The organism is Massilia sp. AB1 (assembly GCF_018119385.1).
Classification (GTDB): Bacteria; Pseudomonadota; Gammaproteobacteria; order Burkholderiales; family Burkholderiaceae_D; genus Telluria.
This window is the reverse complement of record NZ_JAGKSG010000057.1, coordinates 1-23253: the sequence shown is the minus strand read 5'-3', so window position 1 is coordinate 23253 and position 23253 is coordinate 1. Positions and strand designations below refer to the sequence as shown.

General features: G+C 68.7%; 23 protein-coding genes. 12 read left to right on the top strand and 11 right to left on the bottom strand.

Annotation, left to right across the window (positions count from 1 at the left end; all coding sequences use genetic code 11):
• Window positions 1–54 precede the first annotated feature (54 nt).
• The 7 genes from J8847_RS21650 to J8847_RS21620 form a co-directional block, all read right to left on the bottom strand.
• Window positions 55–795: a GntR family transcriptional regulator gene (locus tag J8847_RS21650; RefSeq protein WP_211526749.1), complete on the bottom strand. Its 741-nt coding sequence runs from the start codon at window positions 793–795 to the stop codon at window positions 55–57.
• A 20-nt stretch (window positions 796–815) separates the two neighbouring features.
• A complete protein-coding gene (locus J8847_RS21645; RefSeq protein ID WP_211526748.1) occupies window positions 816–1886 on the bottom strand; it encodes a flavodoxin family protein in 1071 nt (356 codons plus the stop codon).
• Window positions 1887–2151: 265 nt separating this feature from the next.
• Window positions 2152–3468, bottom strand: coding sequence for a tol-pal system YbgF family protein (locus J8847_RS21640; RefSeq protein WP_211526747.1), 1317 nt, complete (start codon window positions 3466–3468; stop codon window positions 2152–2154).
• A gap of 286 nt (window positions 3469–3754) precedes the next feature.
• Window positions 3755–5266 carry a beta-N-acetylhexosaminidase gene (nagZ, locus tag J8847_RS21635; protein ID WP_211526746.1) on the bottom strand — a complete coding sequence of 504 codons (1512 nt, stop codon included), beginning with the start codon at window positions 5264–5266 and terminating at the stop codon, window positions 3755–3757.
• Window position 5267: 1 nt separating this feature from the next.
• Window positions 5268–6278 carry an SIS domain-containing protein gene (locus tag J8847_RS21630; RefSeq protein ID WP_211526752.1) on the bottom strand — a complete coding sequence of 337 codons (1011 nt, stop codon included), beginning with the start codon at window positions 6276–6278 and terminating at the stop codon, window positions 5268–5270.
• A gap of 11 nt (window positions 6279–6289) precedes the next feature.
• Window positions 6290–7375, bottom strand: coding sequence for an N-acetylglucosamine-6-phosphate deacetylase (nagA, locus tag J8847_RS21625; protein ID WP_211526745.1), 1086 nt, complete (start codon window positions 7373–7375; stop codon window positions 6290–6292).
• Entirely contained in the window at window positions 7372–8250 is an 879-nt protein-coding gene (locus J8847_RS21620; protein ID WP_211526744.1) for a BadF/BadG/BcrA/BcrD ATPase family protein, read from the bottom strand. Before J8847_RS21620 ends, nagA begins: the two co-directional genes overlap by 4 nt.
• 271 nt (window positions 8251–8521) lie before the next feature.
• Between J8847_RS21620 and J8847_RS21615 the strand changes: the two genes are divergently transcribed.
• The 4 genes from J8847_RS21615 to J8847_RS21600 all read left to right on the top strand — a co-directional run bounded on the left by J8847_RS21615 (window position 8522) and on the right by J8847_RS21600 (window position 13229).
• Entirely contained in the window at window positions 8522–8881 is a 360-nt protein-coding gene (locus J8847_RS21615; protein ID WP_211526743.1) for a nuclear transport factor 2 family protein, read from the top strand.
• A gap of 12 nt (window positions 8882–8893) precedes the next feature.
• Window positions 8894–9760 carry an alpha/beta fold hydrolase gene (locus J8847_RS21610; RefSeq protein WP_211526742.1) on the top strand — a complete coding sequence of 289 codons (867 nt, stop codon included), beginning with the start codon at window positions 8894–8896 and terminating at the stop codon, window positions 9758–9760.
• Window positions 9761–9771: 11 nt separating this feature from the next.
• Complete coding sequence (locus tag J8847_RS21605; RefSeq protein WP_211526741.1) at window positions 9772–10611, top strand: helix-turn-helix domain-containing protein; 840 nt, start codon at window positions 9772–9774, stop codon at window positions 10609–10611.
• An 86-nt stretch (window positions 10612–10697) separates the two neighbouring features.
• A complete protein-coding gene (locus tag J8847_RS21600; RefSeq protein WP_211526740.1) occupies window positions 10698–13229 on the top strand; it encodes an ATP-binding protein in 2532 nt (843 codons plus the stop codon).
• 255 nt (window positions 13230–13484) lie between these two features.
• On the opposite strand, the gene J8847_RS21595 is transcribed toward J8847_RS21600, so the two are convergent.
• Window positions 13485–14837, bottom strand: coding sequence for a head GIN domain-containing protein (locus J8847_RS21595; RefSeq protein ID WP_211526739.1), 1353 nt, complete (start codon window positions 14835–14837; stop codon window positions 13485–13487).
• Window positions 14838–15038: 201 nt separating this feature from the next.
• On the opposite strand from J8847_RS21595, the gene J8847_RS21590 reads away from it, so the two are divergent.
• The 7 genes from J8847_RS21590 to J8847_RS21560 all read left to right on the top strand — a co-directional run bounded on the left by J8847_RS21590 (window position 15039) and on the right by J8847_RS21560 (window position 20588).
• Window positions 15039–15524, top strand: coding sequence for a hypothetical protein (locus J8847_RS21590; RefSeq protein WP_373999965.1), 486 nt, complete (start codon window positions 15039–15041; stop codon window positions 15522–15524).
• Between the two features lie 6 nt (window positions 15525–15530).
• Complete coding sequence (locus tag J8847_RS21585; RefSeq protein ID WP_211526738.1) at window positions 15531–17126, top strand: ExeA family protein; 1596 nt, start codon at window positions 15531–15533, stop codon at window positions 17124–17126.
• Window position 17127: 1 nt separating this feature from the next.
• Window positions 17128–17808 (top strand): general secretion pathway protein GspB, encoded by a 681-nt coding sequence (locus J8847_RS21580; RefSeq protein ID WP_211526737.1) that lies wholly within the window; start codon window positions 17128–17130, stop codon window positions 17806–17808.
• Window positions 17780–18355 carry a molybdopterin-guanine dinucleotide biosynthesis protein B gene (gene mobB, locus J8847_RS21575; protein WP_373999964.1) on the top strand — a complete coding sequence of 192 codons (576 nt, stop codon included), beginning with the start codon at window positions 17780–17782 and terminating at the stop codon, window positions 18353–18355. The genes J8847_RS21580 and mobB overlap by 29 nt, the downstream gene beginning before the upstream one ends.
• Before the next feature lie 31 nt (window positions 18356–18386).
• A complete protein-coding gene (locus J8847_RS21570; protein ID WP_211526736.1) occupies window positions 18387–18584 on the top strand; it encodes a YjfB family protein in 198 nt (65 codons plus the stop codon).
• 61 nt (window positions 18585–18645) lie between these two features.
• Window positions 18646–18942 carry a DUF2282 domain-containing protein gene (locus J8847_RS21565; RefSeq protein ID WP_211526735.1) on the top strand — a complete coding sequence of 99 codons (297 nt, stop codon included), beginning with the start codon at window positions 18646–18648 and terminating at the stop codon, window positions 18940–18942.
• 2 nt (window positions 18943–18944) lie between these two features.
• Window positions 18945–20588: a DUF692 family multinuclear iron-containing protein gene (locus J8847_RS21560; RefSeq protein ID WP_211526734.1), complete on the top strand. Its 1644-nt coding sequence runs from the start codon at window positions 18945–18947 to the stop codon at window positions 20586–20588.
• 40 nt (window positions 20589–20628) lie between these two features.
• Here the strand turns inward: J8847_RS21560 and J8847_RS21555 are convergent, their stop codons facing one another.
• The 3 genes from J8847_RS21555 to fumC all read right to left on the bottom strand — a co-directional run bounded on the left by J8847_RS21555 (window position 20629) and on the right by fumC (window position 22702).
• Window positions 20629–20913 (bottom strand): DUF883 family protein, encoded by a 285-nt coding sequence (locus J8847_RS21555; protein ID WP_211526733.1) that lies wholly within the window; start codon window positions 20911–20913, stop codon window positions 20629–20631.
• A gap of 126 nt (window positions 20914–21039) precedes the next feature.
• Entirely contained in the window at window positions 21040–21252 is a 213-nt protein-coding gene (locus tag J8847_RS21550; protein ID WP_211526732.1) for an RNA-binding S4 domain-containing protein, read from the bottom strand.
• Window positions 21253–21307: 55 nt separating this feature from the next.
• The gene (fumC, locus tag J8847_RS21545; protein ID WP_211526731.1) at window positions 21308–22702 is read right to left on the bottom strand and encodes a class II fumarate hydratase; all 1395 of its coding nucleotides are present in this window, start codon (window positions 22700–22702) and stop codon (window positions 21308–21310) included.
• Window positions 22703–22906: 204 nt separating this feature from the next.
• Between fumC and J8847_RS21540 the strand changes: the two genes are divergently transcribed.
• The coding region (locus J8847_RS21540; RefSeq protein WP_373999963.1) for a FimV family protein at window positions 22907–23253 on the top strand (347 nt) is incomplete at its 3' end.

Below are 23253 nucleotides of genomic sequence, written 5' to 3'. Positions count from 1 at the left end.
GTTTGAGCTCGCTTGAACTTGGGCCCCCTTGGCGGGGACCCAAGTTCGCCCGCATCACCCCGCATTCAACTCCGCCACAAAATCATACATATCCCCCCTGAAGTACGACCTGCACAACTCCACCGCCCGTCCATCGCGCAGGAACCCCAGCCTCTCCACGCACAGCCCCGCATCGCCCTGACTCGCCTGCAGCAAGCGCGCCTGTTCCGCTCCCAATAGCAAAGCGGTCAGCCGCTGCAAGGCCCGCGCCGGCCGGTTCCCCGCCGCCTCCAGCGCCTCGTACATCGATTCCTGCACCGCCTCGAGCGAGGGCAGGGCGAAGGCTGCGATGGTCGCGTACTCCAGGCACATCGGCACCTCGTCGGCGAAGCGGATACGGTTGAAGCGGTACACCGGCGTCCCCGGCGACAAGCGCAGGCGCAGCGCTTCCTCCGGAGTCACCAGGCCTTCCGAACGCTTCAGCCATTCGCTGCGCGGCGTCCGCCCGCGCGCCCGCATGTCCTCGGAAAACGAGGTGAGCTTGGCGAAGTTCTTCTCGATGCGGGTGTTGATGAAATTGCCCGATCCCGGCCGCCGCACCAGCAAACCTTCCTCCACCAGTCCGTCGATGGCCTTGCGCACCGTGATGCGCGAGATGCCCAGTTCCGCCGCCAGCTGGCGTTCGGCCGGCAGCGCGGCCGCCGGGCCGAAGGCGCCTTCGTCGATCGCCTGGCGCAAGGCGCGCTGGAGCTGCTCGTAAAGCGGCAGCTTGGCGGTGCCGGCGATGTTGTACATCAGTTGGGCGAGGGGAGTCATGCCGCGCATGATAGCAAAGCCTATTTCGGCCGCGGGTCCTTCAGGCCGTGGCAGACCACCCGCACCCGTCCCGCGCGCACTTCGCGCACGGCCTCGGCCACCGCGCGCGCCACGTTGCGCACTTCTTCCTGCATGGCCGTGTCGCGGTCGAGCGCCTCGTGGCTGTCGGCATAGGATTCGTAGTAGCCGACGAAGCGGTCGAGCTGGCCGAAGCTGCCCGAGTCGACCAGTCCCATCCAGTTGAGCCAGTCCGACAGCGCGCGCCGCGTGCCCTCGATGCCGGCCACGTCGCCGTGCACCACCAGGCCGAAGGCGCGGCCGGCCAGGTGCTTGGGGTAGTCCCAGCCGGCGCGCTCGATGTCCTTGGCGATCTCCGGCTTCTTGCCCTGGGTCGAGGTTGGATCGGGATTGCCGCCGTCGGCGCACACCAGGCGGTCGATCATCAGCTTGAGCACGGCCGGGGCCTGGTACCAGTAGACCGGCGTGACGATGATGACGCCGTGCGCCAGCACCCAGCGCTCATAAATCTCGTTCATCCAGTCGCCGGTCTGGCGCTCGGCGTGGTTCGGGTAGCAGCTGCAGGGCCAGTGGCAGAGCGGCATGGCGGTCGAGACACAGCCCTTGCAGGGATGGATGTGGCGGTCGTAGTCGGAGATGAGCAGGCTCAGGTCGAGCACGTCGGCCTCGACACCCTGTTCCAGCAAGCTGTCGCGCGCGAGCATGGTCAGGCGCCAGGATTTCGAGATCTCGCCGGGGCAGCTGCCGTCGTTGCGCGCGGCGCCGTTGATCAAGAGGATGCGGTCCCTGGTGGCCGGGTCCTTCTGGCGCGCTTCGGCGGCGAGCAGGCGGTCGCGGGCTTCCTTCCATTCGATGGAGAGGTCGTAGTCCGGGTCGGCGAAGCCGGGGCCGGCCTTGACGGTGCGCGGGGCCTTGCGGCCGTTGGTGTAGGCGTCCCAGGCGACTTCCTCGATGGCGTCCAGGGCATCCTCGACCTTGTCGTAGGCGGGGTCGTAGAAGGCGCGGCGGAAGCGCAGGTGGAATTCGTCGCGCCCCAGTTTGGCGGGAGCCTGGCCTTTGCGTACGCTTGTCATGACGCCTCCGGTGTGAACGGGGGGATTATGCGTTGGGCTTGGCTGGGGCTATGTACGGGGGCGCACGTTGTTGGATAAAAAGAGGTGGTGGGTATGCGGGCAGAACTTGGATCCCGGCCTCCGCCGGGATGACGTTGTTTGAGTTCGCCGATGGTCCGAAGACCGTCGTTCCGGCGAAGGCCGGAACCCAAGTTTGCACGAACGCCCCCAAAAACAAAAAGCCGGGCATCAAGCCCGGCTTCCCATCACAGCAGCCAGCAGAGAATTACTGGGCCGCAGTCTGCTGCGCACCGCCACGCTGCTGCTGGTTCAGCAGCACGATCCAGTACTTGGCCAGGTCGCCCGCGCCGGCGCCGCCCTTGATGCCTTCAAAGGTCTTGATCGCATCGGCGGTCTTGCCTGCGCGCACCTGTGCCATGCCCAGGCGCAGCTTGGCTTCTTCCGCGTTCTTCAGGCCGCCCTTGGCGATACCTTGCTGGATGAAGCCGATGCCCTTGTCCGCCTGGTCCATGGTGGCGTAGGCCCAGCCCAGGTTGACCAGGCCGGCGCCGGTCTTGGCCTTGGCCGCGTTCGCTTCGCCGGCGGCGATGGTCTTGGCGTCGTCGGCAGCCTGCTTGGCGGCCTTGTCGCGCAGCGCGGTGTGCGACTTGGCGTTCGAACCCTTGCCCAGCACGCCCGCGGCGAAGCCGGCGTCCATCGCCTTCTTGGCTTCAGCCGGGAAGCCGTCGCGCAGCGACAGCTCGGCCAGGTTGACGTACTCTTCCGGCGCCATCTGCTTGGTGGCAGCCAGTTCCAGGCGGAACACGTTGACCATGTTGGTCTGGGCGTCGAAGCCCTTCTGGCGCGCCACGCCGCGGTTCAGCAGGTCGGTCCAGAAGTCGTCGGTCGGGTAGTAGGACACCAGCTTTTCCAGGCCGGCCAGGTAGGCGGCGTCATCCTTGACCTTGTTGGCCGCCGAGGCCAGCAGGCGCAGGTCTTCCTCGCTCGGGGCCTTGCCGGCCTTTTCCGCATCGGCGATCACCGGCATCAGTTCGGTCTTGGCGTTGGCGTAGTCGCCGAGCAGGTAGTACGAGCGGATCAGGGCCGGACGCACTTTCTCAGGCGTCGGGCTTTCCTTCTGGTAGCGCTTGAACCATTCGATCGCCTTCGCGTATTCCTTGCCGTTGTAGTGGGTGTTGGCCACGGCCTGGATGAAGTCGGCCTGCTCGTTCGGCTTCAGGCGGCCCGAGTTGATCACGGACTCCAGGGCCGGCAGCAGGATGGCGTTGTTGTTGGTAAGCGAACCCAGCGAGATCTTCATGCGGTTCAGCACGTATTCCTCGTAAGGCGTACGGTTCTGGATCGCTTCCGCCTGGGTGATGCGGTTCTGGATTTCCGCGTAGTTCTTCGCATCCATCAGCGGCTTCATCGCGGCCGGGTCGAGCAGCTTGAACAGCTCGGGGCGGACGGTCTCCGCAGGCGCTGCGGCGGCCGCCGGCGCATCGGTCTTTTGCTGGGCGTGGGCGCTGGGCATCAGAGCCGAGGACGACAGGCCAACGGCGGCCAGCATCAGGCAGAGGCGGGCAAGACGGAACTGGGACATGGAGTATCCTTCAATCAAGACAAAAAGTGAGCGAGACACAGGTACTACATTTGCTTTTGGCAATGTAGAGAAAATGCCAATCTCGGACAAAGCGTGCATTGTCCCATAAAACTGCCATTTTCAGGCTCGGCAATTGTGCCGCATGGCGGGCGTGCGCACGTGTTCGGTTACATAGCGTTACCTCAAACGTCGCGCGGACCCTGCGGCGCGCTTGCCCTCTAACGCCCGAGCCGCCGGATTGGTTGATCCGCCCACGAAAAAAAAGAGGCGCGCGGCGCCTCTTTCTTTACTGCATCGCGGACTCCGTGACTGGTCCGCCGCCGAAGCCGGGCACCGGACAAATGCCCGGTGCATCGGCCTCGCCCGCCAGCCAGGCGACCACCGCCTCCAGCGCCGGCGGCGCGAAGCCATAGGTCATCAGGGCCGGGGCGTCGAAATCGAGCGCCTGATACGGGTTCCACAGCGCAATGTGCAAGTCAGGCAGCCAGGTCGCACGCGCGTGCGGTCCGTAGCGGCGGCGCGAGGTCGAGGCCAGGATCGTGAAGCGGCCGTCCTGGGGCAGGGCGCTCCAGTCGAAGCTTTCCGCATCGGCGAAGGTCACCATCTCGACATCGTAGAGGCGCCCCAGCGCGCCGGCGATGTTCGCCGCCGGCACGCCGGCTTCCGATACGCCGTCGCTGACCACGTCCTGGCGCGCCACCAGCCGCAGCTTGGCGCCGCGTGCCGGGCGCTGCGGCTGGCCCAATGCGGTGAGGCCTGCGCGCCAGGCGCGCGCCATCAATGCGCGGTCGTCATGCTCGGTCGCATAGCTGACCGGGCCGGCCGGATGGGCCTGGGCCAGGGCCGACAGGCGCGCCAGGCGGGCTTCGACTTCCGCCAGCGGCAGCACGCCGTCGCGGATCGCCTGGGCGATGGCGTGCACGGTTTCCTCTTGCGTCTCGCGCGAGCCGATCGCCATTACCATGTCGGCGCCCGCGACCAGGGCGTTGACGGCCGCCTGGCCGGCGCCGTAGCGGTGCGCGATCGCATGCATGTCCATGCCGTCGGTGATGATCACGCCCTGGTAGCCGAACTGCCGGCGCAGGATGCCGGTCAGGATCGCGTGCGACATCGTGGCCGGGTTCACCGGATCGAGGGCCGGATACACGATGTGGGCGGTCATCACGGCCGGCGCATGGGGTGACGCGATGCGGAAGGGCGCGAATTCGAAGCGCTCCAGTTCCGGCAAAGGCTTGTCCACCGTCGGCAGGTCGCGGTGCGAGTCGACATGGGTGTCGCCGTGGCCGGGGAAGTGCTTCACGCAGCAGGCCACGCCTTCGCTTTCGCTGCCTTCCATCCAGGCCAGGGCAATGCGCGTGGCCTGCTCGGGATCGGCGCCGAAGGAGCGCTCGGCGATCACCGGGTTGTGCGGGTTGTTGTTCAGGTCCAGCACCGGCGCGAAGTTCCAGTTGAAGCCGAGGGCGCGCACCGCGCGCGCCACGGCCGCGCCGACTTCGCGCGCCAGCTGCGGATCGTTGGCCGCGCCCAGCGCCATCGCCGACGGCGGCGCCGGCACCCAGGTCGAGCGCACCACGGCGCCGCCTTCCTGGTCGAGGGCGATCAGGGCGTCAAGCCCCATCGCATCGCGCAGCGCGCTCGTGAAGCGGGTCAGCTGCGCCGCGTCCGTCATGTTCTGGCGGAACAGGCAGGCGCCGCGCACCTTGTGCGCACGCAGGAAGGCGTCCGTGCCGGCGTCGAGTTCGGTGCCGAACAGCCGCACCATCATCAGCTGGCCGGCTAATTGAAGGTAATTGTCCATGTCAGTTGGTCTTGGTGACCTTGCTCAGGTGGCGGGGACGGTCCGGATCGAGGCCGCGGGCCTTCGAGAGCTTAGCCGCCATCACGTAGAAGGCCTGGATCGCCGCGATCGGATCGAGGTCGGGAATCGCCGCCGTCGGGAGGGTCAGGTCGCGGCTGGCGATGTCCTCGGGCGCGGCGAGCAGCACGCGCGCGCCGCGGCCGCGCATCTCGTCGGCGAGGGCCACCAGGCCAGCCTGGGCCGGGCCGCGGGTGGCGAAGATCAGGAGCGGATAGCCTTCCTCGATCAGGGCCATCGGGCCGTGCTTGATCTCGGCGCCGGAGAAGGCTTCGGCCTGCAGGGCCGAGGTCTCCTTGAACTTGAGGGCCGACTCCAGGGCGATGGGGAAGCTGATGCCGCGGCCGACCACCATGATGTTGCGGGCGGGGGCCAGCACGTCGAGCGCGGGCGACCAGTCAGCCTGGGCCGCCTTGGCCAGCGACTCGGGCAGGGCGGCGATACCATCCTTCAGCTCCGGATCGTCCTGCCATTCCGCCACCAGGCGTGCGCCCGCGACCAGGCTGGTGATGAAGCTCTTGGTCGCGGCCACGCTCTGCTCCTTGCCCGCATGCAGGGGCATGGCCCATTCGGCGGCTTCCGCCAGCGGCGAGGAGGTGTCGTTGACCAGGGCCACCGTGGTGGCGCCGCCGTCGCGGAAGTAGCGGATCGGCTCGACCACGTCAGGGCTCTGGCCCGACTGCGAAATCGACACGGCCAGGGTGTCGCGCGTGATCAGCGGCGATTTATACAGCGTGATCAGCGACATCGGCAGCGAGGTCACCAGGCGGCCCATGCGCGCCATGATCAGGTAGGCCAGGTAGTTCGAGGCGTGGTCCGAGCTGCCGCGTGCGACCGTGACGGCGCTGTGGAAGCTGGTCGAGCGCAGCGTGCGGCCGAGCGCCGCATAGCGGTCCTGGTCTTGCGACAGTTGCAGGGCCACGCATTCGCTGGCGGACAAGGCTTCCTGGAGCATCAGGGAAGTGGTCACAAGGCTTCTCCTTCGATATAGACGGCTTTGATATTCAATTCGCGGTCGAGCACCACGAAATCGGCATGGCAGCCCGGCGCGAGGCGTCCGCGCCGGGTCTCGCCGAGGTAGTCGGCGGCATTGGTGGACACGCGCAGGCAGGCTTCCTCGAGCGTCAGGCCGATTTTCACAAGATTGCGCAGCGCCTGGTCCATGGTCAGGGTGCTGCCGGCCAGGGTGCCGTCGGCCAGGCGCACGCCGCCCATGCACTTGTGGACCACCTGGCGGCCCAGCATGTACTCGCCGTCGGGCATGCCGGCGGCGGCGGTGGAATCGGTCACGCAGAACAGCTTGGGAATGCAGCGCAGCGCGGTCCTGATCGCGCCCGGATGCACGTGCAGCAGGTCGGGGATGATCTCGGCGTATTCGGCATGCGCCAGCGCGGCGCCCACCATGCCTGGGTCGCGGTGGTGCAGGCCGGGCATGGCGTTGAACAGGTGGGTGAAGCCGGCAGCGCCGTGCTCCAGCGCCTGCACGCCGACCTCGTAGTCGCCGTTGGTGTGGCCGATCTGGACGCGGATGCCGGCATTGGCCAGCTGGCGCACCAGGTCCATGTGGCCGTCGATCTCGGGCGCCACGGTGATCAGGCGCATCGGCGCCTGGTCGTCGAAGCTTTTCACTTCGTCGAGGGTGGCCTCGCGCGCGAAGGGCGGCTGGGCGCCCAGCTTGCCCGAGTTGATGTAGGGGCCTTCCAGGTGCACGCCGAGGATGCGCGCTTCCTTCTTGCCGCGCGCGCGGCAGGCGGCGCCGATGGCGTCCAGGGCCTGGCGGATGTCTTCCAGCGGCGCGGTCATGGTGGTGGCCAGCAGGCTGGTGGTGCCGTGCTTCGCGTGCAGGGCGGCGATCACGTGCGGGGCGTCGCCGCCTTCCATCATGTCGCGTCCGGCGCCGCCGTGCACGTGCACGTCGATGAAGCCGGGCAGGATGTAGTCGTCGCCGTTGCTGTCGGGGTCGGCCGGTGCGCCGTCGACGGCGTCGATCAGCACGCCGTGGCGCAGCTCGCCGTAAATCCAGCCGTCGGGAGTGAGGATGTTGCCCTTCATGAGTGCGTTTCCTTGAGATGCAGTTCGATCATGCGCAGCGCGCCGGCGGCGGAGTCGCCGTGCGGCGGGCTGCAGCGCGCCAGGGTGTCGGCCGGCAGGTAGGTGCGCAGCGGTTCGCCCAGGCCGCCGCACAGCGACAGGGGCAGGGTGCCGGTGGGGTCGAGGGCGCGTGCGATGCTGGCCACTTCGCGGCCCGCGTGTTCGAGGATGGCGAGGGCCACCGGGTCGGCCGGGCCGTGCGCCACCACGAAGCGCGCCAGGCCGGCGTAATCGGCCTGGGTGGCCTTGCCGAGCCAGACCTGGACCGCGTCGCGGCTGCCGCCGCAGGCCGCGATCACGTCGCGCGCCAGTTCGCCGCCCGCGGCGCGGCCGTCCATGACCTGTTCGATGTGGTTCAGCGCGCGCAGGCCCATCCAGGCGCCGCTGGCCTCGTCCCCGGCCGGGAAGCCCCAGCCGCCCACTTCCACGCGCTGGCCGTCGGCGCGCAGCGCTTCGCCCACGCTGCCGGTGCCGATCGCCACGATGGCGCCGGGACGGCCCTGGTGGGCGCCCATCAGGGTCGAGAAGCCGTCGGTGTCGAGCACGAAGGCGGCATAGCCGGGATTGGCCGCGCTGAAGGCCGCCGCCCATTCCTTGTTGTGCACACCCGCCAGGCCCAGGCCGATGGCGCAGGACTGCATGGGAATGGCGCCGATGCCGATTGCGGCGAAGGCTTGGGCGACGGCTGTATTGATTGCGTTCCAAGCCGTGGCCGTGCCGTTGCGCAGGCCGGATGGGCCGCTGGAAGCTTGGGCGAGTTCGGTACCGTCGGCGCGCGCCAGCCGCACGCGCGTGCCGGTGCCGCCGCCATCGACGCCGATGAGATAGTCGATCATGGTGTTGTGAGAGCCGGGGGAGGTGGTCGCACTATAGGCAGGCCCTGCGGCGATGTCAACAGGTATTTAACTGGTATGCAAATTTCCTTTGCAGATATAGCCGAATAGCCGCAGGTTATGTGCATAAACGTTTGATTTTGCAGAGAAAATAATTGGTATTGTTTCTGGTATTGTCAGGTGCGTGATTACCTGGGAGGTAATCGCCCCCGCTGACCGGTTTGCCGAGAATGGGACCCATTGCAGCACACCACTCAAGCAACCGGAGAAGACCATGGAACACGCACACTCGATCGCCCAGCACTACCTCAGCGCCTGGAACGAACGCGACGCCGCCGCGCGCCGCGCCCTGGTGGCCGCACTGTTCGCTCCCCACGCACGCTACCTCGATCCGATGATGCAGGGCGCCGGCCACGACGGCATCGATGGCCTGATCGCCGGCGCCCAGCAGCACTTCCCCGGCCACCGCTTCGAACTGAGCGGCACGCCGGACGGCCACAACGATGTAGTGCGCTTTTCCTGGAGCCTGAACGGGCCGGAGGGCAAGGTGGCGGCCCGCGGTACCGATGTCGCGACACTGAGCAGCGACGGCCGCCTGGCGACCGTCACCGGCTTCCTCGACCACGTCGCCTGAAAGGAGCGCGTCATGAATCCGCTCGTTCCTTATGGCGCCCTGTGCGGCATCCCGAATATCGTGCGCACCAAGTCCGGCGCCGACCTGTTCTACCGCGACTGGGGCGCGGGCAAGCCGGTACTGTTCGTCGCGAGCTGGGCGCTGGCTTCCGATTCCTGGAACATCCAGATGATGGCCCTGGTGGAGGCGGGCTACCGCGTGATCGCTTTCGATCGCCGCGGCCACGGCCGCTCGTCCGACCCGGGGCGCGGCTACGACTTCGACACCCTGGCCGACGACATCGCGGCCGTGATCGACGCCCTCGATCTCTCGGGCGCGACCCTGGTCGGCCACTCGATGGCCTGCGGCGAGATCGTGCGCTACCTCAGCCGCCATGGCGGCGCGCGCATCCGTGGCGCGGCCCTGCTGGCGCCGATGACGCCCTTCCTCCTGCAGACCCCGGACAACCCGGACGGCATGGCCGGCGAGGTGTGCGCGGCGGTGCGGCGCCAGCTGGTGCACGACTTCGCCGGCTGGATCGACGAGAACATGGAGCCCTTCGTGCCGGGAGCGGGGGAGAGCACCCGGGCCTGGCTGCGCACCATGGCCATGAGCGCTTCGCTGCATGCGCTGTGCGAATGCAACCGCGCGCTGGCGCAGGAGGACTTCCGCCCGGACCTGGCGCGGGTCGATGTCCCGGTGCTCCTGATCGCCGGCGGCCGCGACGCCAGCGCGCCGCCAGGCCTGACCGCGCACCCGACCGCGCGCCTGCTGCCGGACGCCACCCTCAAGCTGTACGAGGACGGGCCGCACGGCATGTTCCTCACCCACCGCGACCGGGTCAATGCCGACCTGCTTGAGTTCATCCGTTCGATCGGCCACAATCGGCTGGACCAGTAAAAGGAGGCAGCATGGACACCGTCGCCAGCCCGGCAGGCGCGCAGTACTTCAGCGATTTCGCGGCAGCCTTGCGCTATTGGCGCGGCAAGCGCGGCATCAGCCAGCTGCGCCTGTCGGCGGACAGCGGCATCTCGCAGCGCCACCTGAGCTTTCTCGAAACCGGCCGCGCCCAGCCCGGCAAGGACCTGATCCTCAAGCTCGGGCTGGTGCTGGACATCCCGCTGCGCCAGCGCAACGCGATGCTGCTGGCGGCCGGCTTCGCGCCGGCCTACCGCGAGCGCAGCCTGTCGGACCCGGACCTGGACGCGGTCAAGCAGGCCCTCGACTTCATGCTGCAGCAGCAGTCGCCTTACCCGGCCCTGGTGGTCGACCGCTTGTGGAACCTGGTCATGCTCAACGATCCCGCGGCGCGCATGCTGCGCTTCTTCCTCGGCATGCCGGAGCACGCGCCGATCCCGCGCGACGGGTCGATCAACGTGCTGCGGACGACGCTCGACCCGAACGGCCTGCGTCCAGCGCTGGCCAACTGGCAGCTGGTGTGCGGCGACCTGCTGCACTGGGTACAGCGCGAAGCCATGGGCGACGGCCCGGGCAGCGAGGCGGCGCAGCTGCTGGACGAGCTGACGGCGCTGCCCGGCATCGCCGAAGCGGCCGCGCTGCCCAACCTGGACCGGCTCGCGCTGCCTTTCCTGCCCCTGACGCTGTGCAAGGACGGCGTGGAGCTGAACCTGTTCACGGCCATCACCACCCTCGGCACGCCGCACGACGTCACCGTGCACGAGCTGCGCCTGGAAACCTTCTTCCCCGCGGACGAGTCCAGCCGCCGCTGGTTCCAGCACCAGGCGAGCTAAGGCTGGCAACGCGTTTCTGGTGAAAGTGTTATCGTTCCGGGCGTCTGCGCTACCCAGCAGGCATTGATTGACGGAACCAGAACACGATGCAGAACCACCAGTCCGCGAGCGAACCCGACCCGCGTCTCGACTTTGCCGCCGGCGGCGGCGCGATGGGCGCGCTGCTGCGCGCCAGGGACTGGAGCGCGACGCCTCTCGGCCCCCTGGAGCAGTGGCCGCAGCCGCTGCGCACCGCGGTCGGCATCATGCTCGGCTCCATCCAGCCGATGTACATTGCCTGGGGCGCCGGATTGCATCTGCTGTTCAACGACGGCTACCGCGACATCCTCGGCGCCCGCGCCGCGGACCCCGAACAGGTGCTGGGCCAGCCCTTCGCCGAGGTCTGGCACGAGGTCTGGGACACGGTCGGTCCCCTGCTGGAAGGCGTGCTGCAGGGCCGTCCCAGCCATGGAGAAGACCGCCTGTTCGTCCTGCGCCGCAATGGCTACGCGGAAGAGATGTACGCCTCGTTCTCGGCCACGCCCCTGCGCGACGAGGCCGGAGCGGTGGCGGGCGTATTCTGCGTCTGCGCCGAGACCACCAGCAAGATGGTGTCGCTGCAGGAGCGCGACGCCGCGCTCGTGACGGCCGAGGCCAACGCGCTGTTCCGCACTTTCTTCGAGCAGGGCACCCACTACGCGGCCCTGATGTCGCTGGACGGCCGGGTGCTCGAGGTCAACCAGGTCGCCCTGGATGCCTGCGGCTACCGGCGCGAGGACGTGCTGGGGCGGCCGTTCTGGGAATGCGGCTGGTGGAACGGCTCGGCGGCGCTGATGGACACCGTGCGTGCGAGCGTGGCCAGCGCGGCACAGGGCGCCACCGTGCGCCACGAGCTGCCTTACTTCATCGCCGACGGCAGCCGGCGCTGGACCGATGTCGTGTTCACGCCGGTCACCGGTTCGCGCGGCGAGCTGCTGTCGGTCGCGGCCACCGGCGCCGATATCACCGAGCGGCGCCAGGTCGAGGAGCGCCTGCGCCTGCTGGACGCGATCGGCGAGGCGACCCGCATCGCGGCCGAGCCGAAAGCCATCATGCAAGAAGCCACCCGGCTGCTGGGCGAGCACCTGGGGGTCACGCGCGTGGCCTATGCCGACCTGGAGGCGGACAACGACCGCTTCACCATCCGCCACGACTGGACCGTGCCGGGCGCCATCTCGACCGCCGGCGTGTACTCGCTCGACCTGTTCGGCTCGCGCGCCCGCGACAACCTGCGGGTCGGCCGCACGCTCCTGATCGGCGACGTCGACACCGAGCTGGCCTCGGGCGACGGCTACGAGATGTTCAACCAGATCGGCATCAAGGCCATCATCTGCTGCCCCTTGGTGAAGGGCGGCAAGCTGGTGGCCATGATGGCCGTGCACCAGGACACGCCGCGCGCCTGGACGGCGGGCGAGATCGCGCTGGTCGAGGCGGTGGTGGAGCGCTGCTGGGCCCACATCGAGCGGGTGCGCTCGACCGAGGCCCTGCGCGACGCCGACCGGCGCAAGTCGGAATTCCTGGCCACGCTCGCGCACGAGCTGCGCAATCCGCTGGCGCCGGTGAGGAACGGCCTGGAGATCCTGCGCATGAGCGCCAGCCCGGCGGTGAGCTTGCGCGTGCGCGAGATGATGGAGCGCCAGGTGAACCACATGGTCCACCTGATCAACGATCTATTGGATATCGCGCGCGTCTCGAGCGGCAAGCTGGTGCTGCAAAAGAGCCTGGTCGACCTGCGCGAGGTGATCGGCACCGCGGTCGAGACCAGCCAGCCGCTGATCGACGGCGCCGGCCATACGCTGGACCTGGAGCTGCCCGGCGCGCCGATGCCGATCGAGGCCGATGCGGTGCGCATCAGCCAGGTGCTCAGCAACCTGCTGTCGAACGCGGCCAAGTACACGCCGGCCGGCGGGCACATCGCCATCACGGCGCGCGTGCTGGATGGCGTGGCCGAGGTGGAGGTGGCGGACAACGGCATCGGCATCGCGCCGGAATCGCTGGGGGCGGTGTTCGAGATGTTCTCGCAGGTGGCGCGCAGCATCGACCGCTCTGCCGGCGGCCTGGGCATCGGGCTGTCGCTGGTGCGCCGCCTGGTGGAACTGCATGGCGGCTCGGTGACGGCGGTCAGCGCGGGGCCGGGGCAGGGCAGCCTCTTCACGGTGCGCCTGCCATTGGCGGGGCAGGCGGCCGATGCGGGTCATCGCACGGAGCTGCCGCAAGCGGCAGGGGCGGGCCGGCGCCTGCGCGTGCTGGTGGCGGACGACAACGCCGATGCGGCCGATTCGCTCTGCTCGCTGCTGCAGATCGCGGGACACGAGACGCGTACCGCCTACGACGGCGTCAACGCGCTGGAAGTGGCGGCCGGCTTCCATCCGGAGCTGGTGTTCCTGGACATCGGCATGCCGCGCATGGATGGCTACGAGGCGGCGCGCCGCATGCGCGAACTGCCTGGCATGCGGGACGTTCTGCTGGCGGCGCTAACGGGGTGGGGCGCGGCCGAGGACCGGGCGCGCTCGCGCGAGGCCGGCTTCGATCATCACCTGCTCAAGCCGGCGCAACCGGCGGAGGTGCAGGCGGTATTGGCCGAAGCGGCTGCGGCCTGAGGTTAAAGAGTGCAGGACGTTCGCTCCGAAGTCCTGCTCGAGGGTCCAGCAGCAGGTCCGATTCCAACAGGCGGCGCCATGATTACTATATTGATTTGCTCAATCCTTCCACTTCTCGCCTTAGGCTGGGTCCTCTGGATCAATGCAAACGATCGCACGGCCTTCGAGAGAGAACTGGAAGAAGTACTAAGACACATCTCCGACGACAGCCCATAAACCGGCTTTCGCCCGATTGCCGCCGACCCTGCCGTTAGCTTACTGCGGCGCGTACTGCGCCGACTGCCGGCTGCCGCTGCGGTCGACCACCAGCAACTGCGCACTCTGATGGCGCTCGCGGCCGGCGACGTTGACGGCCGCCGTGCCCGGACCGCGCACCGCGATGTCGGCGCGGCCGGCCAACAGCTTGCGGCCTTCCAGGCTGCCCGAGCCGCTGCTCTGGGCGCGCACCAGGTCGACCTTGCCGTCGATATGGGCGCTGCCCGGGCCGCTCATCCTGAGCAGCAGGCGCTTGCCCGACATGGTCGCGGTCAGGTCGCCCGAGCCGCGCAGCTCGCAGTCCAGGGTGTCGTCGACCTTGGCCAGCTCCACCGTGCCCGGCCCCTGGCTCTTGACCACGGCCTTCCTGACCTTCAGGCCTTCACCGTCCAGGTCGCCCGAACCGGTGAGGATCGCGTTCAGTTCGCCCACGCTGCCGCTGAGGGTGGCGTTGCCCGGCCCGTCCATGCGCACCACGGCCGTCCTGGCCTGCAGGCCGGCCGCGTTCAGCTCTCCCGAACCGGTGATCAGGGCGTCGAGCTTGCGGATGGCGCCGCCCACGCAGGCGTTGCCCGGGCCGTGCTGCACCGTGCTCACGGTCTCCGCCGCCAGCGAGCAGGCCTGGAAGTCGCCCGAACCGCTGACTTCGGCGCGTACTTCGCGGCTGCTGCCGTTCAGTTTCATGCCGCCCGGACCGCTGAGGCGGGCCTGCAGGCGCGCCAGGCGCAGGTCGTCGCCTTCGAGGTCGCCCGAGCCGCTCAGGTTGGCCACCAGTTCGTTGCCGACGCCGGACAGGTGCACGTCGCCGGGGCCGGACATGCTCAGCTCGACGTTGGCCGCCTTGATCCGGTGCAGGTCGGCGTCGCCGCTGCCGCTCACGCGCACGCTCAGCTCGCGCACCGCGCCGGAGGCTTCCAGGTCGCCCGGACCGTCGACGCTGAGGGCGAAGCGGTCGCCGCTCACGTGGTCGAGCTCGACGTCGCCGCTGCCGGACATCTTGAGGCTGTTCAGCTGGCCGGCGGTGATGTGGATGACCACGCTGTCGCGGCGCTTGCCGAAGCTGAACTGGAAGCCGTTGCGCTGCACCGGGCGCACCACCAGGGTGTCGCCGCGCAGGACGGTCTCGACCTCGTCGAGCTGCTTGCGCTCGCCGCTCAGCTCGATGCCCGGACGGCCCTGGGCGCGCACCACCACGTGGTAGGGGCCGGACAGCTCGATCGCGCTGAAGGCGCCGACCGTGCGCTGTTCGGTGACCGCGCCTGCGGGCGGCTGCTCGGCGTAGCTGACCCGGGTGGCAAGGAAGCCGGCGCCGATGGCGGCGGCCAGGAGAGTGTGCTTGATGGCGGTGTTCATCGTGTTCTGGGCGACAGGATCGAGGGGGAGCCTGAACGATAGGGCAGGGCCGGCGACGCCGCTTGGGGAAAACGACAGACGCACAAAAACGTGGTGTAAAACGCAAATTTTCGGGATGAGCTGCTGGGCCGCTGCGGCCGCCTGTCGCCATTGGCCTGCGCTTGGCCCATAATGGATGGATTGTCGAACGAGTGTCTTCCCGTGATCCGCCACCAGGTCCGAGCTGTTCTTACCCATGTTGCATGCGCCGCCGTCGGGCTGGCGTGCGCGCACGCGCAGGCGGCGCCCTCGACCTTCGGCCCCGTGATCGGCAGCGCGCTGCTGTGCCGCAGCCAGCTCGACAATGCATATTTCCACTCCTACCTGACCCAGGCCTTCGGCCCTTCCTACAAGCGCGAAGGCGGGGCGTACTGGTTCCGCACCGACGCCACCCTGTGGGGCGCCAAAGTGCGCGAGGTGATGGTCAGCGACGACAGCAGCGAGATCGTGTTCGTCGGCGCCATCACCGACAGCACCCCGGAAGAGCTGGAAAAGTCGGTGCGCGCCCGGGCCGGCATCCCTTTCCGCGCCCAGGACGGTTCGCCCTTCCCCTTGCGAAAGTCGAATCCCGGCAGCACGATCGCGTACATGAATGACAAAAGCAAAATATACTGCGCAAAGTTCAAACCGCAGCCGCCAGGACGCTAGCGACGCATGTACCAACATTTCTTCCAGCTGAAGCAGGACCCCTTCTCGATCGCGCCCGATCCGCGTTACCTGTTCATGAGCGAGCGCCACCGCGAGGCGCTGGCCCATCTCCTGTACGGCATCGGCAGCGGCGGCGGCTTCGTGCTGCTCACCGGCGAGATCGGCGCCGGCAAGACCACGGTGTGCCGCTGCTTCATCGAGCAGGTTCCCGAGAACTGCCGCCTGGCCTATATCTTCAATCCCAAGCTGACGGTGGAAGAGCTGCTGCTCACGGTGTGCGACGAATTCCACATCGCGCTGCCGCCGGCCGGGCCGTCGCCCTTCGGCGTGAAGGGCTATGTCGACGCCATCAACCGCTACCTGCTGGAGGCGCACGCCCAGGGCCTGAACAACGTGCTGGTGATCGACGAGGCCCAGAACCTGGCGCCCGAGGTGCTGGAGCAGCTGCGCCTCCTGACCAACCTCGAAACCAGCGAGCGCAAGCTGCTGCAGATTATCCTGATCGGCCAGCCGGAACTGCGCAGCATGCTGGCGCGCCCGGAACTCGAGCAACTGGCCCAGCGCGTGATCGCGCGCTACCACCTCGGCCCGCTGTCGGAGCAGGAAACCGGCGCCTACATCGCGCACCGCCTGGCGGTGGCGGGGGCCGTCGGCGCGCCGATTCCCTCGGCATTGACGCCGCAGATCCACCGCCTGACGCAGGGCGTGCCGCGCCGGATCAACCTGCTGTGCGACCGCGCGCTGCTCGGCGCCTATGTCGAGAACAGCCCGCAGGTCACGCGCCGCATCCTGCAGAAGTCGGCGCAGGAAGTGTTTGCCGGCGAGGCGCCGGCGCCGCGTCCCGCCGCGCACTGGCCGATGCTCGCGGGCGGCCTGTTGGCGGGCGCCGCCCTGAGCGCGGCAGCCGCCTGGCAGATGCTGCCGCAGCCAGAGGTGAATCCGGCCGTGGCCGCCGCTCCGCCGGCGCGGGCCGTGCCTGTGAAAACCTCCTCGCCCGCCGCTGTCGCCGTCCCGGTCCAGGAGAGCGAACACGACGCCTTGCGCGCGCTGGCCGCGCTGTGGGGCGAGCCGCTCGCGGGCGGCCAGCCCTGCGAAGCGGCGTTGCGCCTGAACCTGCGCTGCCACCAGGGCAGGGGCGGCCTGTACGAACTGCGCCTGCTCGACCGGCCGGCCGTGGTGACCCTGCACGAGGGGCCGCGCACCGGCTATGCGGTGCTGGTCGGCATGGATGCCGCCAGCGTCACGCTGGAGGCGGACGGCAAGCGCGAGCGCGTCGACCTGGCCACCTTCATCAACCGCTTCGGCGGAGAATTCACGACCTTCTGGCGCGTGCCGCGCGCCTTCCGCGACCAGGTGGCCGAAGGCGACCGCGGGCCGGACGTCGACTGGCTCGCCACCAGCCTGGCCACCCTGAACAAGGCTGATTCGCCCGGCGCCGACCAGCCTTTCGACGCGCGCACCAGGGAATGGCTGCGCGCCTTCCAGGCGGCCCAGAACCTGAAGGCGGACGGCGTCGCCGGGCCGCGCACCTACATGCGTCTCAACCAGCTGTCCGGCGTGCCGGAACCGCACCTGCTCGCCGCCGCTGGGAAGACCCCCTGATATGTCCTATATCCTCGAAGCCCTCAAGAAAGCCCAGGCCGAGCGCCAGCTCGGCAACGCGCCGACCATCCATGCGCCGGCCCCGAGCTATGCGGCGCCGGCCGGCACGGCGGGCGGCAAGCACCGCACCCTCCTGATCGGACTGGGCGCGGGCGCCGTCGTGGCCAGCGCCGCCGTCCTGTGGCTGCGTGCGCCGGCCGAGCAGCCGGTCAAGCTGGCGGCTGCGCCGGCGGTGAGCGCTCAACCGGCCGCGCCTGCGGCCGCGCCGCCGGTGACGATCGCGCCGCCGCCGGTGATCGCGCCGCCACCGGCGAATCCGGAGCCGCGCGCGGCGGCGAAGCCGGTACGCGAGCCTGCGCCGCCCAAGCCTGAGCGCAAGCCTGAACCGGCGCCGGCCGCGCTTGCTCCTCAGCCGGAACCGGCCCGGGTAGCGTCGGCGCCTGCGCCGGAAGACAATGTGCGCAGCCTGCAGGAACTTCCGGAAGCGCTGCAGCGCGAGATCCCGAAGGTCGCCTTCGGTGGCTATATCTACTCGCCCAACGCGGCCGAGCGCCTGCTGCTGGTCGACAAGATGCTGCGCCGCGAAGGCGAGGAGGTGGCGCCGGGCCTGGTGCTGGAACGCATCCTGCCCAAGGCGGCCGTGATGAACTACCGTGGCAACCGCTACCGTGTCGGCTATTGAGGGCGGCGGCAGGGTGCTGGCCGTGGTCGGCTGGTCCGGCAGCGGCAAGACCACCTTGCTGGAATTCCTGGTCGGCCGGCTGGCCGCCGAGGGCGTCCGCGTGAACGTGGTCAAGCACAGCCACCACGACATCGAACTGGAGCCGCCGCGCAAGGACAGCGCGCGCCTGCGCATGGCCGGCGCGGCCGAGGTCATGATCGCCTCGCCCTACCGGGTGGCGATCCTGCGCGAGCTGCGCGGCGCCGAGGAGCCCTCGCTGGCCGAGCACCTGGCGCGCCTGGCGCCGGCCGACCTGACCCTGGTCGAGGGCTACAAATGGGAGGCGCTGCCCAAGCTGGAAGTGTTCCGCCCGGCGCTGGGCAAGCCGGCGCTCTACCCGCAGGATGCCGATATCGCCGTGGTCGTGTCCGACGTGCCCCGTCCGCCGGACGTGGGGCAGGGCGTCGCATGGCTGGACCTGAATGCGCCGGATCAAGTCCTGGCGTGGCTGCGCGACTTCTTCCACGCCAGCCCTCAAGTTCCGGCCAAGGCTGCCGTTAACGGCTGATACGCCTCATTGGGCGAATCAGGAGAACAGCATGGATGTCACCGGAATTGCCAAGCTGGCAACCAGCGTCGCCGAAACCGGCAACCGCCAGGAAGTGGCGCTCGCCGTGCTCAAGCGCGCGCAGCAGATCGAGATGTCGTCGGCCACCCAGCTGATCGAAGCGGTGCAGGCGACGTCTTCCGCCAACCTGCCGCCGCACCTGGGCAACAAGATCAACACTACCGCCTGAGCTTGATTTTCCCGCGCGGCGCGGCGACACTGGCGTGTTGCCTCGTCCACCGGAGATATTCATGTCGCACCGCCACGCCCTGATCGCCGCCGCCCTGGCCGGCGTTTGCACCGCCCCGGTTCACGCCACCGGCCAGGAGGAAATGGGTACGCCCAAGGCCGACCAGGAAATGTGCTACGGCGTGGCCAAGGCCGGCCAGAACGACTGCGGCACCGCCACCCACGGCTGCATGGGCGCCGCCGCCACCGACAACGATCCGGGCGAATGGAAATTCGTCGCCAAGGGCAGCTGCACCAAGCTGGGCGGCTCGCTCAAGCCGGGCAAGGCGAAGGCCGAGCCGGCCCCGGACACCAAGTAAGCATGTCCCTGCCGCAGGCGGGCGTCGGCATCGGGCTGCGCCCGCCGCATGTCCGCGCCTTTCTCGCGCAGCGCCAGCCGGTCGGCTGGCTCGAAGTCCACTCCGAAAACCATCTCGCCCGCGCGGGCTGGGACTGGCACGTGCTGCGCCGCCTGCGCGAGGATTATCCGCTCAGCCTGCACGGCGTCGGCCTGGGGCTCGGCTCGGCGCGCGGCTTTTCCGAGGACCACCTGGCGCGGGTGCGCGAACTGGTCGAGGCGGTCGATCCCTTCCTGGTGTCCGAGCATCTGTGCTGGGGCGCGCTGGCCGACCGCCAGCTGAACGACCTGCTGCCGCTGCGGCTCGACGCCGCTTCCCTGGGCCTGCTGTGCGCCCGCGTCCAGCGCGTGCAGGAGCTGCTGCGCCGCCGCATCCTGGTCGAAAACGTCTCGCGCTACGTGCGCTTCCGGGACGACACCATGAGCGAAGCCGCATTCCTGGCCGAACTGGCGCGCCGCACCGGCTGCGGCATCCTGCTCGACGTGAACAACCTGTATGTGAACCAGCGCAACCACGGCGAGGATGCGCTGGCGGCCATCGCCGCCTTGCCCGTGGGGAGCGTGGGCGAAATCCACCTGGGCGGCCACCTCGAGACGCCGGAGGCAGTGATCGACCACCACGGCGCCGCCATCGCGCCGCCGGTGTGGGCGCTGTACCGCGCGGCGCTGGAGCGCTTCGGGCAAGTGCCCTCCCTGATCGAATGGGATACCGGCCTGCCGCCGCTGGAGGTGCTGCTGGAAGAGGCGGACAAGGCGCGCGCCATCGCAGCGCAGTTCGATGTGGCGGAACAAGCGCCCGCCCCAGTCCTCGCCACCCTCGCCGGGCAGGCCGGCGCGCCGGACCTGGCCGAGCTGCAGGAAGGCTTCGGCAGGGCGCTGGCCGATCCCGCCGCCACGGCGCCGGACATGGTCGTGGATGCGGCGCGGCTGGCCGTCTATCGCGGCAACCTGGCGGAAAACTGGCGCCGGGCCCTGGCCAACGCCTATCCCGTCGTCGAACAGCTGGTCGGCGCGGAATTCTTCGGCGGCCTGGCGCGCGCCTATGGCAAGGCGCATCCTTCGCAAGACCCTGACCTAAACCGCTTCGGCGCCCGGTTCGCGGTCTTCCTCGACGGCTTCGCGCCGGTCGCCGACTTGCCCTGGCTGGCCGACATGGCGCGCCTGGAATGGGCCTTGCACTTGGCCTGGCAGGTGCCCGACGTGACGCCGCTGGCCGTGGAGGCGCTGGCCGGCTGGGACCCGGCCCGGCTGGCCGATGCGCGGCTGGTCCTGCACCCGGGCTGTTCGCTGCTGCACAGCCGCTGGGAGGTGGCGCAACTGTGGCTGGCGCACCAGGAGAATGGCCCGGCCTTCCCGGAGACGCTGGACGCGCCTTGCCATGCGCTGCTCACGCGCAGGGGCTGGCAAGGGGAGGTGACCGCCATCAGCCGGGCCGACTACCTGGCCTTGAGCAGGCTGGCGGCGGGAGATAGTATCGCCGCGGCGCTGGACGCGGCCCTGGCCGATGCGGAAGAACGTGGAGAGGATCTGCCGGAGGTGGGCGCAATGCTGCGCCGCTGGTTCGGCCTGGGCGCCGTGGCCGCGATTGCGGCGGACGGCGTCCGCTAGGCGTGGCCGAAGGAAGGCTGGCGAATTCTGGGGGACTGGATCAGTGGAAGGCGCGCAGGATGCGGTCTTCGCCGGTGCGGTCGCGGAAACGCTCGTTGGCGGCGCGGGTGGCGGCCATCATGCGCTCCAGCTGGGCGTCCTCGAAGCGCGCCAGTTCCTCGTTGGCCGCTTCCAGCGCCAGCGCCAGTTTCGCGCGCGCGTTCTGGTACAGCGTGCTGGTGTAGTGATCGGTATTCTTGAGCAATTCTTCCGCGTTCTCGATCACGAGCCGCAGGTCGCCGATCAGCTGCTCTTGCGACTGCTGATGCTGTTCCGGGGTTTCCATCGCCTTCACCTTTTAAGCCCGATTGATGACGTCTTAAAATATAAACAAGGAAGCCCCGCTTTGTTTGTTAGCGCGCAAACATAGCCGACACAGCGGCAGCGCGCTTTTTGCGCTTTTTTTGCCGGCTTATTGCACGCGAATCTGCAGGTCGCCGACCGAGACGGTCTGCCCGCTGCGGATCTTGGCGGTCTTGCGCAGCTCCTGTTTGCCGTCGACCGACACCGCGCCGCTGGCGACCATGTTCTTGCCGGCGCCGCCGCTGTCGACCAGGCCGACCAGCTTCAGCAGCTGGTTGACCTCGACGAATTCTGATGTCAAATCGAAAACTATTTTTTGCATTCTATCCTCGGGGTGGTAAGGGCGGCGTACGATAGCCGAGGCCGCCTGTAGGTGTTCAGACGCGGTCCGGACGGGTCATCTCGATGGGGACGATCCACTGGTCGAACTGCTGCTCGTCGACAAAACCGGTCTGCAGCGCGGCCTGGCGCAAGGTCAGGCCTTCGCTGGAGGCCTTCTTGGCGATCTGCGCGGCGCGATCATACCCGATATGCGGCGCCAGCGCGGTTACCAGCATCAGCGATTTTTCCATCAGCTCGCCGATGCGGGCGTGGTTCGGCGCTATCCCCTTGGCGCAGTGCTCGTCGAAGGAGCGCATGCCGTCGGCCAGCAGCCGCGCGCTTTGCAGGAAATTGTGCGCAATCATGGGCTTGAACACGTTCAGCTCGAAGTTGCCCTGCGAGCCGCCGACCGTGATCGCCACGTCGTTGCCGAACACCTGGCAGCACAGCATGGTGAGCGCCTCGCACTGGGTCGGGTTGACCTTGCCCGGCATGATCGAGCTGCCCGGCTCGTTCTCGGGAATCGTGATCTCGCCCAGGCCGGAGCGCGGGCCGGAAGCCATCCAGCGCACATCGTTGGCGATCTTCATCAGGGCGGTGGCCAGGGTCTTGAGCGCGCCGTGGGCGGCGACCATGGCGTCGTGGCCGGCCAGGGCCATGAACTTGTTGGGCGCGCTCTTGAAGCTGAGGCCGGTGCGCGAGCCCAGTTCGGCGGCGATGCGCGGTGCGAAATCCGGGTGGGCGTTCAGGCCGGTGCCCACGGCGGTGCCGCCGGCGGCCAGCAGCAGCAGGCCGGGCAGGGAAGCCTTGATCGCCTGTTCCGAATACTCGAGCTGGGCCACGTAGCCGGAGAATTCCTGGCCCAGGGTCAGCGGCGTGGCGTCCTGCAGGTGGGTACGGCCGATCTTGACGATGTCGGCGAAGTCGCGCGACTTGATCTCCAGGGTCTGGCGCAGCCTGGCCAGGGCCGGCAGCACGTCCTTGGCGACCGCGGTCGCGGCCGCCACGTGCATGGCGGTCGGGAAGATGTCGTTCGAGGACTGGCCCATGTTGACGTGGTCGTTCGGATGCAGCTGGCGCGCCTCGCCGCGCTCGCCGCCCATCAGCTCCGAGCCGCGGTTGGCCAGCACCTCGTTCATGTTCATGTTGCTCTGGGTGCCGGAACCGGTCTGCCAGACGGCGAGGGGGAATTCGTCCGGGTGGCGGCCCTCCAGGACCTCGTCGGCCGCCTGGATGATGGCGTTGGCCTTGTCGGCCGGCAGCTTGCCGAGCGAGCGGTTGACGGCCGCCGCGGCGCGCTTGACCTGGGCCAGCGCGGCCACCAGCTCGGGCGCCATGCGCTCGGTGGAGATATGGAAGTGGTGCAGCGAGCGCTGGGTCTGCGCGCCCCACAGATGGTCCGCCGGCACCTCGATCGGGCCGAAACTGTCCTTCTCAATCCTGTTTTCCATAGGAGGTCCTGTGTATTGAGTCCTAGTCAACTTCTCTAATGCACCGCTGGGATTAAAGAGTTTAGCGCAATGTCCGTTATTTACGTTCAGGTACCTCTTTTCGTCTTCCCTATGGCCAGCCGCCTTCCACTGTTATTCTCTTGCGCGCTCCTGGCGAGCGCTGCCGGCGCTGCCGAACTGGGCGACCAGCGTGTCAGTTCCCATATGGGCCAGCCGCTGGTGGCCGACATCGAACTGACGCTGGTCGAGCACCCGGCCGCCAAGGTCGAGGTGCGCCTCGCGCATCCGAATGTCTATCGCGGCGCGAATATCGGCATGCCGCAGGTGCTGTCGACCTTGAACATGTCTGTGATGCAGCGCGACGGCCGCCAGTTCCTGCACGTCACCTCGCGCGCACCGGTTGAATCAAGCCACCTGCATTTGTATCTGGAGCTCAGCGATGGCGGCCAGCGCAGCGTGCGCCTGGCAACCCTGTGGCTGACGCCGGACCCGAACCCGGCGGCGCCGCCGGCGGCCGTGGCCGCCCCGGCGCCGGTTCCCGTTCCGCCGCC

Coding starts and splice junctions, on each gene's coding strand:
- J8847_RS21650 (WP_211526749.1), bottom strand. CDS start 795: ATGACTCCCCTCGCCCAACTGATGTACAACATCGCCGGCACCGCCAAG.
- J8847_RS21645 (WP_211526748.1), bottom strand. CDS start 1,886: ATGACAAGCGTACGCAAAGGCCAGGCTCCCGCCAAACTGGGGCGCGAC.
- J8847_RS21640 (WP_211526747.1), bottom strand. CDS start 3,468: ATGTCCCAGTTCCGTCTTGCCCGCCTCTGCCTGATGCTGGCCGCCGTT.
- nagZ (WP_211526746.1), bottom strand. CDS start 5,266: ATGGACAATTACCTTCAATTAGCCGGCCAGCTGATGATGGTGCGGCTG.
- J8847_RS21630 (WP_211526752.1), bottom strand. CDS start 6,278: ATGCTCCAGGAAGCCTTGTCCGCCAGCGAATGCGTGGCCCTGCAACTG.
- nagA (WP_211526745.1), bottom strand. CDS start 7,375: ATGAAGGGCAACATCCTCACTCCCGACGGCTGGATTTACGGCGAGCTG.
- J8847_RS21620 (WP_211526744.1), bottom strand. CDS start 8,250: ATGATCGACTATCTCATCGGCGTCGATGGCGGCGGCACCGGCACGCGC.
- J8847_RS21615 (WP_211526743.1), top strand. CDS start 8,522: ATGGAACACGCACACTCGATCGCCCAGCACTACCTCAGCGCCTGGAAC.
- J8847_RS21610 (WP_211526742.1), top strand. CDS start 8,894: ATGAATCCGCTCGTTCCTTATGGCGCCCTGTGCGGCATCCCGAATATC.
- J8847_RS21605 (WP_211526741.1), top strand. CDS start 9,772: ATGGACACCGTCGCCAGCCCGGCAGGCGCGCAGTACTTCAGCGATTTC.
- J8847_RS21600 (WP_211526740.1), top strand. CDS start 10,698: ATGCAGAACCACCAGTCCGCGAGCGAACCCGACCCGCGTCTCGACTTT.
- J8847_RS21595 (WP_211526739.1), bottom strand. CDS start 14,837: ATGAACACCGCCATCAAGCACACTCTCCTGGCCGCCGCCATCGGCGCC.
- J8847_RS21585 (WP_211526738.1), top strand. CDS start 15,531: ATGTACCAACATTTCTTCCAGCTGAAGCAGGACCCCTTCTCGATCGCG.
- J8847_RS21580 (WP_211526737.1), top strand. CDS start 17,128: ATGTCCTATATCCTCGAAGCCCTCAAGAAAGCCCAGGCCGAGCGCCAG.
- J8847_RS21570 (WP_211526736.1), top strand. CDS start 18,387: ATGGATGTCACCGGAATTGCCAAGCTGGCAACCAGCGTCGCCGAAACC.
- J8847_RS21565 (WP_211526735.1), top strand. CDS start 18,646: ATGTCGCACCGCCACGCCCTGATCGCCGCCGCCCTGGCCGGCGTTTGC.
- J8847_RS21560 (WP_211526734.1), top strand. CDS start 18,945: ATGTCCCTGCCGCAGGCGGGCGTCGGCATCGGGCTGCGCCCGCCGCAT.
- J8847_RS21555 (WP_211526733.1), bottom strand. CDS start 20,913: ATGGAAACCCCGGAACAGCATCAGCAGTCGCAAGAGCAGCTGATCGGC.
- J8847_RS21550 (WP_211526732.1), bottom strand. CDS start 21,252: ATGCAAAAAATAGTTTTCGATTTGACATCAGAATTCGTCGAGGTCAAC.
- fumC (WP_211526731.1), bottom strand. CDS start 22,702: ATGGAAAACAGGATTGAGAAGGACAGTTTCGGCCCGATCGAGGTGCCG.